At 62.2% G+C, this 12,358-nt stretch carries 11 protein-coding genes and 1 pseudogene; 4 read left to right on the forward strand and 8 right to left on the reverse strand.

Features of this window, described 5'->3' with window-relative positions; all coding sequences use genetic code 11:
• Positions 1-129: 129 nt before the first annotated feature.
• The 3 genes from ACF8FB_RS21785 (at position 130) to ACF8FB_RS21795 (ending at position 2,942) form a co-directional block, all read left to right on the forward strand.
• The gene (locus tag ACF8FB_RS21785; protein ID WP_392509346.1) at positions 130-906 is read left to right on the forward strand and encodes an IclR family transcriptional regulator; all 777 of its coding nucleotides are present in this window, start codon (positions 130-132) and stop codon (positions 904-906) included.
• 138 nt (positions 907-1,044) lie between these two features.
• The gene (locus ACF8FB_RS21790; RefSeq protein ID WP_010953524.1) at positions 1,045-2,097 is read left to right on the forward strand and encodes a Gfo/Idh/MocA family protein; all 1,053 of its coding nucleotides are present in this window, start codon (positions 1,045-1,047) and stop codon (positions 2,095-2,097) included.
• Between the two features lie 29 nt (positions 2,098-2,126).
• Positions 2,127-2,942, forward strand: coding sequence for a sugar phosphate isomerase/epimerase family protein (locus ACF8FB_RS21795; protein WP_392509347.1), 816 nt, complete (start codon positions 2,127-2,129; stop codon positions 2,940-2,942).
• A gap of 148 nt (positions 2,943-3,090) precedes the next feature.
• On the opposite strand, the gene ACF8FB_RS21800 is transcribed toward ACF8FB_RS21795, so the two are convergent.
• The 5 genes from ACF8FB_RS21800 to ACF8FB_RS21820 form a co-directional block, all read right to left on the reverse strand.
• Positions 3,091-4,416 carry an MFS transporter gene (locus ACF8FB_RS21800; protein WP_012052802.1) on the reverse strand — a complete coding sequence of 442 codons (1,326 nt, stop codon included), beginning with the start codon at positions 4,414-4,416 and terminating at the stop codon, positions 3,091-3,093.
• Positions 4,417-4,657: 241 nt separating this feature from the next.
• Positions 4,658-6,346 carry an FAD-dependent oxidoreductase gene (locus ACF8FB_RS21805; RefSeq protein WP_350297686.1) on the reverse strand — a complete coding sequence of 563 codons (1,689 nt, stop codon included), beginning with the start codon at positions 6,344-6,346 and terminating at the stop codon, positions 4,658-4,660.
• 41 nt (positions 6,347-6,387) lie between these two features.
• Positions 6,388-6,708 (reverse strand): NIPSNAP family protein, encoded by a 321-nt coding sequence (locus ACF8FB_RS21810; protein WP_003250862.1) that lies wholly within the window; start codon positions 6,706-6,708, stop codon positions 6,388-6,390.
• Positions 6,693-8,426 (reverse strand): FAD-dependent oxidoreductase, encoded by a 1,734-nt coding sequence (locus tag ACF8FB_RS21815; protein ID WP_392509348.1) that lies wholly within the window; start codon positions 8,424-8,426, stop codon positions 6,693-6,695. Before ACF8FB_RS21815 ends, ACF8FB_RS21810 begins: the two co-directional genes overlap by 16 nt.
• A 4-nt stretch (positions 8,427-8,430) precedes the next feature.
• Positions 8,431-9,240, reverse strand: coding sequence for a shikimate dehydrogenase (locus tag ACF8FB_RS21820; RefSeq protein ID WP_010953529.1), 810 nt, complete (start codon positions 9,238-9,240; stop codon positions 8,431-8,433).
• Positions 9,241-9,396: 156 nt separating this feature from the next.
• On the opposite strand from ACF8FB_RS21820, the gene ACF8FB_RS21825 reads away from it, so the two are divergent.
• A complete protein-coding gene (locus tag ACF8FB_RS21825) occupies positions 9,397-10,167 on the forward strand; it encodes an IclR family transcriptional regulator (RefSeq protein WP_064491504.1) in 771 nt (256 codons plus the stop codon).
• A 150-nt stretch (positions 10,168-10,317) separates the two neighbouring features.
• On the opposite strand, the gene ACF8FB_RS21830 is transcribed toward ACF8FB_RS21825, so the two are convergent.
• The 3 genes and pseudogenes from ACF8FB_RS21830 to ACF8FB_RS21840 form a co-directional block, all read right to left on the reverse strand.
• Positions 10,318-10,575 carry a PAAR domain-containing protein gene (locus tag ACF8FB_RS21830; RefSeq protein WP_003250871.1) on the reverse strand — a complete coding sequence of 86 codons (258 nt, stop codon included), beginning with the start codon at positions 10,573-10,575 and terminating at the stop codon, positions 10,318-10,320.
• On the reverse strand, positions 10,572-11,462 hold the full coding sequence (locus ACF8FB_RS21835) for a DUF6708 domain-containing protein (protein ID WP_392509349.1): 891 nt from the start codon (positions 11,460-11,462) through the stop codon (positions 10,572-10,574). Before ACF8FB_RS21835 ends, ACF8FB_RS21830 begins: the two co-directional genes overlap by 4 nt.
• 2 nt (positions 11,463-11,464) lie before the next feature.
• Positions 11,465-12,358: pseudogene (locus tag ACF8FB_RS21840) on the reverse strand (hypothetical protein); the annotation flags it as partial.

Genomic DNA, 12,358 nt, shown 5'->3' on the forward strand with positions numbered 1-12,358 from the left:
AAGGTCAGGTTGGTCATGTCAGGCAAGAACTGGGCGATCATCGGACATTCGGGGTGGCCCGAGCTGCGCTGGCTAGCGACGATGTGGAATCATCTTCTAGAATTCGCAAAAAAATCAGGGACCTGTGACATGGCTGGTAGTCAGATCGAACGCGCCTTCAGTCTTGTAGAAAGCCTTACCGGTGAACCCCAAGGGCTGCCGTTACAAACCCTGGCCGAGCGCCTGGACATTCCCAAAAGCGCTGCCCACCGCATGCTCACGGAGCTGGTGCGGCTGGGCTACGTGCGCCAGAACCGGGAAAACAGCCGCTATCAGCTGTCGGCCAAGTTGGTAGCGCTGAGCTTTCGTTACCTGGCCAGCAGCGGTGCCGACATCATCCAGCCGATTCTTGACCGCCTGGCCCAGGACAGCGGTGAACTGGTGCGCCTTGGGGTAATCGACGGTGCCCGGCAAACCTGGATCGCCAAGTCTCAGGGGGCCCGCTCCGGGCTGCGCTACGACCCGGATATGGGGCGCGACGCGCCGCTGTTCTATACCGCCTCCGGGCACGCCTGGCTGGCCAGCCTGGACGATGAGCAGGCGCTGCAGATGGTGTTGCGCCAAGGTATTGCCGACCCCGACCAGTTCGGCCCGAACGCGCCACGTTCCACCGACGAGCTGCTCGCCTACCTGCACCGCGCCCGCGAGCGTGGTTATGCCTGGGTCGAGGAAACCTCCGCCATCGGCACCTCAGCCCTGGCCGCAGTGGTGCGCCGCCCGCAAAGTGTCGAGGTGATTGGCGTGCTGAGCATCGCCGGGCCCAGCGCGCGGCTGGCACAGAGCCGCCTCGCAGCGCTGGCACCGCTATTGTTGTCGGCGGCAGAAGAGCTGTCGGCGGCCAGTCCCGCCAGCGAGCTGTTTGCCTGAGGGAATATTCCGGTCGATTACCGCACAGTCTGTTGCGCCCGTTCTTCTGAAAAGCTGAACTTGGTTCTAAATTGTCGAGTATGAATTTTGGAACCCGGTTTCAGAATTTCATAACAACAATGACAAGAGGACAGGCTGTTGAACGCACCCCTTCGTATTGCCTTGATTGGCGCCGGCATCATGGGCCGGCAGCATTACCAGCACTTGCGCAATGTGCCGCAAGCCCAACTGTGTGCGGTAGCCGACCCCGGCCCGCAGGCCGAGGCCTTCGCTGCCGAGTGCGGTGTGCCATGCTTTGCCGACCACCGGCAAATGCTGGAGCAGGTGCGCCCCGAGGCAGTGATCGTCGCCAACCCCAACACCCTGCATGTCGCCACCGCCCTGGATTGTGTCGAGGCCGGGGTGCCAGTGCTGGTGGAAAAACCGGTGGGCGTGAACCTGGATGAAGTGCGTGCACTGGTGGAAGCCTCACGCCGCCGAGGTGTACCGGTGCTTGTAGGGCACCATCGCCGACACAATCCGCTGATCGCCAAGGCGCACCAGGTGATCAACGAAGGCAAACTGGGCCGTCTGATCAATGTCACCGCGCTGTGGCAACTGCAAAAGCCCGACAGCTATTTCGAAACGCCCTGGCGCCGCGAGCCAGGGGCCGGTTTCTTGCTGACCAACCTGATCCACGACCTTGACCTGTTGCGTTACCTGTGCGGCGAGGTGGTGCAGGTGCAGGCCTTCACCCGCAACGATGTACGCGGTTTTGCCAACGAAGACAGCGCCGCGGTGCTGCTGCAGTTTGCCAACGGTGCCCTGGGCAGCCTGACCGGGTCTGACGCGGTGGCTGCACCGTGGAGCTGGGAGCTGGACGCTGGCGAAAGCCCCGTGTACCCGCGCCAGGATGGCCAGCCGTGCTATCTGCTGGCCGGTACCCAAGGTGCACTGAGCATTCCCCAGCTCAAGCGCTGGCATTACGCCGAGGCAGGCTCGGGCTGGCATACGCCCCTGTTGCAAAGTTCGGAAAGCATCCCTGCCGGCGAGGCATTGACCCTGCAATTGCAGCATTTTGTGCGTGTTGCCCGGGGTGAACAGGCGCCGCTGATCGACGCTGCCGACGGGGGGCGCACACTGGCGCTGATCGAAGCGATACGACAGGCAGCCCAAAGCGGTCGGGCTTGCGCGCCCGCGCACATTGGCTGATACAACCTTACTATTGCTGGTGATGATAAATGACTGATCGAATTTTTTCCCTCGCGGCCCTGACGGTGCTCGAGCTGTCTCCACCGGACATGGTCGAGGTCGCCGCCCGAGCGGGTTACAGCCATGTCGGCCTACGGCTGGTGCCAGCCACCGAACAGGAGCGGCATTTCCCGTTGGTTGCCGATGCCGAACTGCGTCGGCAAACCCAGGCGCGCCTGCGCGACACGGGCATCAAGGTGCTCGACCTGGAGATCCTGCGTCTTGAACCGGCAACCTGTGTGGCCGATTTCGAAGCGATCCTGGCGGTGGGCGCCGAGCTGGGTGGCACTGAATTGCTGGTAGCGGGCAACGACCCCGACGAAGCGCGCCTGACCGAACGCTTTGCCGCATTGTGCGAGCTGGCGGCGCGCTACAGCATTCACCCTCACCTGGAGTTCATGCCCTGGACCGACGTACGTGACCTGCGCCAGGCCATGCGGGTGGTGGCCAACGCCGACCGCGCCAATGGCTGCGTACTGGTGGATGCCTTCCACTTCAACCGCTCCGGCTCTTCGCTGGACGACCTGGCGCAACTGAAGCCGAAGCGCATGCGCTATGCCCAACTGTGTGACGTTGCTGGCCCGGTACCGGCCGACATGGACGAGATCCTGCGCCAGGCGCGTAACGAGCGACGCTTCCCGGGTGATGGCGATGCCGATCTGGTTGGCCTGTTACGCGCCTTGCCGCCGAGCGTGCCGCTGAGCCTGGAAATCCCCACGCGGCAATTGCTGGAGCAAGGCGTCAGTGGCGAACAGCGCGCGCGCATGGCGCTGGAGAAAGCCCAGGCGGTATTGGCCGCGGTCTGATCGAGCGAACGTGGCGCATGGCACCGGTTACGCCACGTTCGCGAGTGAACCCACACCGAACGCTGCATTGTCGTTGTCCGCTTCTCAAGAAACTCCAAGCCAAAAAAAGGGCCCGCAAGGGCCCCGTAGAGGTAAGTGGCTAGCGCTCTCAGGCGCTCTCGACCTTGCGCGGTGCCATGAAATACATCCACACCAGCGCCAGGAAGTACATGGCCGGGATCATGGTAAACAGCACGGCATAGTTGTTGTTGGTAGCGGTCAGCACGCTGCCGACAATCTGCGTCATGAACATCCCGCCAATTGCCGCACACATGCTGCCGAAGCCGAATACGGTGCTCACCAGATGCTTGGGTGTGTAGTCCATCACCAGGCTCCAGATATTCGCCGTCCACGCCTGGTGCGCGCCTACCGCGATCGAGATGGCCGCCACCGCGACCCACAGTCCACTGGCGTTGGCAGCAAAGATGACGCTGAGCATGGTGCAGGCAAAGATCAGCATGGACACCAAGCGCGCTGTCGTGGCACGCACGCCACGGCCGATCAGCCACGACGACAGAATGCCTCCCCCGATACTGCCGAAGTCTGCCGTCAGCCAGATGATGATCAACGGGATGCCCATCTGGGTCACGTTGATGCCCAGGCTGTATTGCTGGTTCAGGAACGGCGGCAGCCAGTACAGGTAGAACCAGAACACCGGCGCGGTAATCGCATAGGCCACTGCAAAAGCCCAGGTGCCACGCAGGCGCAGGATGCGGCTGAACGGCACGCGGGTCGGCTCGGGCTCGTCATCCTGCTGGATGTACTGCACCTCGCTCTGACGCACGCGGGGGTGGTCTTCCGGGTTGTAGTATTTCAGCACCCAAAACACGACCCACACCAGGCCCAGGCTGCCCATGGCGATGAACGCAGCCTGCCAGCCCCATACAGCCAGGATCAGCGGCAACAGCGCGGGGGTGACCATGGCGCCAACATTGGTACCGGCGTTGAACAACCCCGTTGCAATCGCCCGCTCACCCGCCGGGAACCACAGGCGCACGGTCTTGACGCAGGCCGGGTAGTTGGCGGCCTCGGTCAGGCCGAGGATGAAGCGGCAGACCATGAAACCTGCAGCCGAGGTGGCCAGGCCGTGGGCACCCGTGGCCAGGCTCCACAGCAGTACAGCGAAGAAGAAGGCCCGTTTGACTCCGACCTTGTCGATCAGCCGGCCTTGCAGCAGAAAGCCGATGGCATAGCCGACCTGGAACCAGAAATTGATGTTGGCGTAGTCCATCGCCGTCCAGCTCATTTCCTTGGCCAGCACGGGCTGCATGATGCCAAGGGCGGCGCGGTCGATGTAGTTCAGGGTGGTGGCGAAGAACACCAGGGCGAGCATGCCCCAACGGGTCTTGCCGACGCCGAAGGCGCCGCGGAGCTTGTCGCCGATCGAGCCCTGGGACATCCGGGGCGCGGCGGGGGGGATCTTGGAGTGGTTCATAGACTGCTCGTTTCTTGAAATTGTATTCAGCTGCGGTGCTACGGGTGCGTGACCGTTTCCCAGGCAGGGGGGCACGCAAGGCCGGTGCATGGTGAGCAGTGAAGACGGCAGCGTCAATTCAAGAGACGGGCTACTGTTCGGTTATCGAACGGTTGCGTTGGCCGGCGGGCGCGGCAGGTATTCACGTCACTGAAGGGTAGAAGGCTTTGGCCTTGGTTGCCTGATGGGCGCAACACCGACGTCAATGATCTGCACAGCCCGCGCTCAACGCTCTACCGGCCAGATACCCGAAGGTCATCCCTGGCCCGAGGGTAATGCCGCCGCTCGGGTAGTACCCACCCATCACGCTGTGCATGTCGTTACCCACTGCAAACAACCCGGGTATCGGCTGCCCTGCGTGGTCCAGTACGCGGGCCGAGGCGTCTGTGTCCAGGCCGGCGAAGGTGCCAAGGCTGCCTGGCAGCAGTTTCACCGCATGGAACGGCCCCTTCAGCAACGGCCGAAGCGACGGGTTAGGTGCCTGCTGCGGGTCGCCTTGGGCCCGGTTGTAGGCCGACGCGCCACGCAGAAAGGTAGGGTCTTCACCTTGTGCCGCGTGATGGTTGAAGCCCTCCACCGTGCGCTGCAACTGCTCGGCGTCGATCCCGCAGCGCTGTGCCAGTTGCGCCAGGGTAGCGCCGCTGTGCAAATAGCCACTGCGCTGATAGAAGCGGGTAGGGAAGGGAAAGGGCTTGGCCCAACCGATGCCATAGCGCCGTTGCGCAGCATGGTCGCAGATCAGCCAGGCCTCCGGCTGCTCAGCCTGCGGCGTGGCGGCGAACAGCGCGTTCATGAAGTCGTGGTAGCAATCGGCTTCGTTGACGAAGCGCCGACCATCGCGGCGCACGGCGATGAAACCGGGCTTGGCACGGTCGATCAGGTGTGGGAAATGGCCGAAATGGCCATTGCGGCGCGGTACCTGCGATACCGGCGCCCAGGCGCCCCCGTGGGCGCCTGCCGCAGACACCCGCCCACCCGCCTGTTCGCCCAGGCGCAAACCATCACCGCTATTCTCCCTGGGCGCAGCGGAGTAATGCTGGTCACCGTCCGGCGCGTGCGGCATCAGTTGCGAGATACGCTGGCGATCATGTGGGAAGCCACCGCAGGCCAGCACCACACCACGCCGTGCGTAGATCGCTTGGCCATCGGCAAACAGCGCGCCGTTGACCCGTTCTTCGCACAACAACAGACGGCTGGCCGCTTTCTCGGTCAGCAATGTCACGCCACGATCAAGGGCGCTGCGCAGCAGGCGCGCCACCAGCGCGTTGCCATTGACCAGATGCAAGCCGCGACGGTGCAGCAGCAAGTCTCGGCCATGGCGCAACAGGCGCTTGCCAACATGCAGCGCTGCCTTGGGCGAGCGTGTGGCGTTGAAGAAGGCAGCCATGTCGGCGCCCCCGGCAATGCCCATGCCGGCCAGGCTGACGATGTCCAGCGGTGGGCGTAACTTGTGCAACCAAGGCCCTAGCCGTCGCCCGTCGTAAGGTAATGCACACAGCGAGCGACCGCCGCGTGCACTGCCATCGCCTTCACGCATGTCGGGCATACGGCTACCGCACTGGAACTGCACGGCTGTGTGCTGCTCGAAGAACGCCACCATTTCCGGACCATGGCGCAGGAAGGCGCGTTGACGCGGGTCCAGCTCGCGGGTGTGGGTTTGCGCACGCAGATAGCGCTCCGGGGCATCGTCGGCTTCGACGATGCCTTCGGCGATGGCCAGCGGGTTGCGCGGTATCCACAACCACCCCCCCGACCAGGCGCTGGTGCCGCCCAGCTGGCTGGCTTTTTCCGCGACGACCACTGTCAGGCCATGATGCGCGGCGGTTACGGCGGCAGCCAGGCCAGAGGCGCCGGAGCCGATGACGAGTACGTCACATTCAAGGGGGGGCATGGAAGGGGTCCGCTCGGATGTTGGAAGAAGTGGCGTGTGGCTTACTGCAGCGGCGAGAAACCGGTCGGGCGCAGCAGCCGCGATTGCAGGCGCAGTACCGCGCCCAGCTCGCGGTTGCGTCGCGAGAATTCCGCCCAGCGCGAGTCTGCCGCCATGGCTGCGCGGCGTGCCATGCGGTCGTCGAGGCTGGCATAGCCCCAGATGTGCACCACTTGGTTGACGTCGCCGAACTCGCTGGTGAAAAAGCCCACCAGGTTGCCCAGGTGTTCGCTCTGCACCTCGAGTGCGTGGCTTTGGTACAGGGCCAGCCAGTCGGCCATTTTCAATGGGTCGAGGGTGTAGGTTCTCAGTTCGTAGTACATGCCGGGTTCTCCGTAGGGGTAGCCGGCGCCTGCAGGCGCGCGGTGACGTGGTTGGCAGCAAGCCAGCCGAAGGTGAGGGCAGGGCCCAGGGTGATGCCGGGGCCGGGGTAGGTGCCCTTCATCAGTGAGTTCATGTCGTTGCCGACCGCATACAGCCCGGGAATCGGCAAGCCGTTGCGGTTCAGCACGTTGGCATCGGCGTTGGTCACCAGGCCACGGGCTGAACCGAGGTCGCCGGTGTGAATGCGGATGGCGTAGAACGGCCCCTTGGTAAGGGGTGCCAAGCATGGGTTGGGCGTATGTTGTGGGTCGCCCATGTAGCAGTTGTAACTGTTGCCGCCTTTGCCAAAGGCGTGGTCGATGCCATTGCCGGCATCGCTGTTGAACTGTGAAAGTGTTTGCGCAAACACCTGTGGATCGACGCCGATGGCCAGGGCCAGTGCCTGCGATGTGGTGGCCCGGTACAGGTAGCCTGCGTCGATCAACGCCTGGTTGTTGACGGGCTTGGGCCGCGCCAGGCCAAGCCCGTAGCGGTTCATTGCCTCGGCATCGCAGACCAGCCAGCAGCTGGCAATGCCTTTGGCGAACATGGTGTGCACGAAGTGGTGGTAGGAGTCGGACTCGTTGACGAAGCGCCGCCCGGTTTGGTCTACCGCAATCACGCCCGGCTTGGCGCGGTCTGTGACCAGGTGCGGGAAGCGCTCACGTTCACCATCGGCATGACGTAGTTCGGAAACCGGTGCCCAGAAGAAGTTGGCCGCCAGGCCCTCGCCCTCGGCTGCTGCCACGGCCTGGGCAAGGCGCAGGGCGGCTCCGTCGTTGGCCGGTGGTGACAGGGTCAGGTGCGGCGCCTTTTGAGCCGGGCGGTAGTCGGCGGCCATTGCGCCTGCTGCGAATCCGCCCATGGCGCACACCACGCCACCACGGGCCATTACCCGCTCACGTCGGCCCTCGCGCTGTACGACCACGCCCGTGATCACGCCGCGCTCGGCGATCAGCTCCACGGCTTCGCTGCGCAACCACAACTGCGTGCCGTGGGCGAAGGCGCTGGTGGCCAGGCGGGCGATCAATGCGTTGCCGGTGGTAAGCCGGGTGCCGCGTGGGTGCTGCAGGCGGTCGCGCGCGTAACGCGCCATCAACTTCAGGCAATGCCACAGCGACCTGGGTGAGCGGCGAATGCTGAGGAAATGCTGGATATCCACCCGGTTGACCATCATGCCGCCGAACAGCAGCATGCCGGGCGGTGGCATCTGCAGGTCCTTGAAGCGTGTGCCCAGGCGCTTGCCGTCGTACTCGACCATTTCTAGCGCCCGGCCGAACTGAGTGGCACCGGGTGCATCCGGGTAATAGTCGGGCGAGAGTGGGCGCAGGGCATAACGCAGTTCGGTGTTCTGCTCCAGCCAGCGCAGCGCCTGGTGGCCATGCTCGATGAAGGCGTCGCCCAAGGCGGGGTCGTAGCCGTCGCCGATGACCTGCTTGAGGTAGGTGCGCATTGCCTCGGGGGAATCCTTGGCGCCGGCGTCACGGGCTTGGTCGGTGCCGTACAGCCACACCGCGCCGCCAGAAATCGCCGAGGTGCCGCCAAAGCGTTCGGCTTTTTCCACCACCAGCACCTTCAGCCCACGGCGGGCCGCGGTGGCGGCAGCGGCAAAACCACCGGCACCGCTGCCCAGCACAACCAGGTCGAAGCTGTTGTGTGTGTGCTCCAGAGTCGTCATGGCTTCAGATCTCCAACGGTGTGACGCCCATGAAGGCGCCAAGGTGGCCCAGTTGGGCGAAGGCCATTTCCGGGCCAGTCTGGATCCTGCAACCTACTTGCCGCGCGCGGTTCAGCAGCGGGGTGATCTCGGGTGAGGTGACCACGTCGGCGACCAGGGTGTCTGGCTGCAGGGTAGCCAGCAGGGCGGCGGACAACGGCAGCTCTGCGCGGGTGCCCATGCCGACTGGGGACGCGTTGGCCACCAGGTCGAAGTCTTCCAGCCCACTGAACTGTGTGCTGACCGTAAGCCCGGGGAAGCCGTTGCCGAGCAGTTCGCATACCGCACCCATGCGTGCGGTGCTGGGGTCGCAGAGGGTTATGCTGGCGATCCCTGCCTCAGCCAGTGCATAGGCAATGGCACTGCCAACACCGCCGCAACCGATCACCAGTGCCCGTTTGCCCGCCGGCTCGAAGCCATGCTTGTGCGCAGCGCCGAGGAAGCCGGCGCCGTCCACATTGTCGCCCAGCAGGCGTCCGTCGCGCTCGCGACGTATCACATTGATCGAGCCCAGGGCAGCCGCGCGCTCGCTCAGGCCGTCCACGCGGTTGGCCAGCGCCTGCTTGTAAGGCACGGTGACCACGCAACCGCGCAGGTTCTGCCAGCCACGCAGGGTATCCGCAAAGCTGTCCAGCGCCGCCTCGTGCAGGTCGATGGGCAGCATGGCGAGGTTGCAGTTGTTGTGGTTGAACCAGGTGTTGAAGTTTTGCGGGGACTTCACCTGGGCGATGGGCGAACCGACGATGGCGACCAGTTCAGTGGAACCTCGAATCATGCTGACCTCCTTATTGGCGTTGTTATGGCGCCAAGGGTGAGGCAGAGGGGCGTGGGCAACAATGCGCCAAGCGGCCACTTAATGCGATAATCGCAGTCATGATCCGGTTATCGCAGTAATCGGCTGTTTTTGTTCCTCTGGTAGCGAGTCGAATGCATGAACACACCCGCCATCCATCCCCGTGACCTGATCGCGGGCTTGCAGAAAGGCCTGGCGCTGATGCAACTGTTCAGCGCCGAGCAGCCGCGCCTGAGTGTGCCGCAGGCGGCCAGGTTGTCTGGCCTTACGTCCAGTGCGGTGCGGCGGTTTCTGCTGACCTTGGTGCATGAGGGCTTTGCCGAAACTGACAGCCGTGAGTACTGGCTGACCCCCAAGGCCTTGCGTATCGGCCAGGCTTATGTGGACTCAGCGCAACTGCCGCGCATGCTGCGGCCGATTGTTGAACAGGTGGCGCGGCAGACCCAGGAGCACGTATCGGTGGGTACCCGCGATGGCGATGAGATCATCCATCTGGTGCGTAGCCGGTATAGCCATGTGGCGTCTTTGTCGATCAGGCCGGGCTCGCGGGTACCGATGTATTGCACGGCCAGCGGGCGAATCTGGCTGGCCTGGCTGGATGAGGGGGAGCGGGACGAATACTTTGCCCGTCACCCGCTGCGGGCGTTGACGCCTTACACACTGACAGACCGGGCGCAGCTGGACGCTGAGCTACAGCGCGTGAAGGGGCAGGGGTTCTGTATCGTTGATCAGGAATATGAAATCGGTATGCGGGTGCTGGGGGTGCCATTGCTGGGGCGGGCCGGCCAGTTGAAAGCCACGCTGACCATCACTACTCATGCATCGCGGTTGAGTATTGATGAGATACGGTTGCGGTATTTACCGACCCTGTATGAGGCGCAGGCGTTGCTTCGGCCAGTGCTGGATTGACGCAGACATGGCGCAGTTTGCGGGCTGGCGCCCTGGATGCGAGAACGGGTCACCCGGAAAGGTGGCTTTGCTCGCCTTTTGGGCCGCTGGACGGCCCAAACCTGTTGACTGACAGGCTTCAGCATCCGGCTCGGTGGCCGGTAGTGGATTTCAATCAATGAGCCAACCCTGGTCCCCCTCGATCAAGGTCCCTCCATGACTGGTAGTGTCACCCTCCCTTGCTGCGGGGTGGCCCTCGATGATCGTGCAGGCAGCGCCGGTTTCGATAACGGCGCCACAACTGATGCGATCGCCCACACGAGCGACGGCCTTGCCATCCACGAATGTTGCATTTGCGCCGGTTTCCACGGTGCCTTCGCCATGGAGCGGGCAGCTATGACGATGGCCTACCAGTACGATGGGTTTCATTTGCGCTTCCTTTTGCCGGGTTGAATGGGGGCTTCCTCAAATGCTTCGGGAGGCGGTGGCGCTGCTCGGACGTTGAACAGGCGGCAGATGCCGTACCAGCAGAGGGCGACGGAGAGGTTGTAGGGAAACAGCACGGCCCAGAACGGCAATTGCCAGTTCTTTTTACCCTGCATTTCACCGGGCTCGCCGGTTCGCCAAGGTGCATAGTGGCGCCAGGCTTCTGCCGGGGTCAGGCAGATGGCGTGCAGTGGCTTGTGCCACCAGTTGGGTTCACCGGGCGGAGGGAGTTTGTCCGGGCCGTGATCCATGAAGTGGCGGAGGTATTCCCATACCTCGGCGACATGCTTGACGCCGGGTTCGGTGGGTTCGTTACTGTCGACCCAGAGGCAGTCTTTTTGGTGCAGGCTGCCGTCTTCGCGGCGGGGGGCGAAGGCGAGGGCATAGCTGGTGCTGAACGATGAGCCGCCGTATTCGGTGCGTTTGAAGATGCCACCTCCGGTGTTACTCCATTCAAACACAAATACCTTGCTCAAACGTCGGTAGTAGATCTTTTGGGTTGATCGGTTGAGGCAAATGGTTGATAGGCCCTTTATAAAGAGAATTCGATAAACTAGGAAGGGAGTGAACACGAAGGGGGTTATTAGAAATAAAAACATCAATAAAATGTCTTCGTTGTAGAGTCTCGAGATGCTGGGGGATAGATAAGGGTAAGTGCTTATCAATAGTGTGATCGTCATTGCGCAGTACAGTTTTCCCATAAATACGGAATCTGTTACCCATGGGTTTCTCAGGCACAAGGTATTCTCGGATAGTTTTGCTAATTGTCCTCCAATTGCAGGTGCGTGCCCTGAGTATGACGTTGAATTGAATATCCAGATGGTTGCCATAATTAGTGATCCAGACGGAAAAGTGACAGCGTCTCAGTGTCTTCGTCCAACCCTTGATTGGCGCGGTAAGTTAGATGCAGTAAGACAGGATTTTGGTTGGCTAGCGTGTTCTCGAAATGCAGAACCAGGCCAGCACCTACGATGTGGCCGGTCGGGGCAATTGGGAATACGTTTATTCCTTTGTCGTCACGGAGGGTGCTCAAGCTTCCTGACCATTCGCTTACCCCAAGCACAAAGCCAGGCAGCAGTACTGTGAATTCAGCGGTTGGTTGGGAAGTGATTACTTTGTTATGTGTGATCGCTGTCCAATCTGGCGGCGACCAGTGGTTATTCTGATGCCATCGGGTGTCGACGTTAGTTATGCCGAGTGATAAGGCCTGCTCGGCGAATAGTAGCTTGGGTCCATAATGTTCATTGTGCCAAGCCTTAATTTCTGTTTGCAGCGAGGTGAAAGCAGGCAGTTTTTTGTGAAAGTCCAAGTTGATGTCGGCGTGCGACTCTCCATCATTGATGCGATTGCCGAATATGCTACGTGCTGCCCACAGTTCTATTGGGCTGTGAAGGCGTTCATGTGCCTTGGCGTGTAGGTAGAGGCCTCCTGCTATGATGGCTACGCCTACGAGGACAAGGGCAGCGGCGGCCCATCCGGCAAAGGGTACCAGCGTTGTAGCGCCCGCAATGGCAAGTCCTGCTTCAAGAGTGACAGCAGAGCCAATGGCCATGGTTAATCCACCAGCAATTGTGTATCTGCCAGCCGTAGAATTGCCGTTATCGAATTGGCGCAATCCCTTAGATAGGTCAGAAAATAGGCTAAATGCAATTGCCGGGTATCCGGCTAAACGCGCAAACAGATTGCTACCCAAGAACTTGATGATCCCATTGCCAAAGGCCATGCC

It is taken from the genome of Pseudomonas sp. yb_2 (genome assembly GCF_043103905.1).
Classification (GTDB): Bacteria; Pseudomonadota; Gammaproteobacteria; order Pseudomonadales; family Pseudomonadaceae; genus Aquipseudomonas; species Aquipseudomonas alloputida.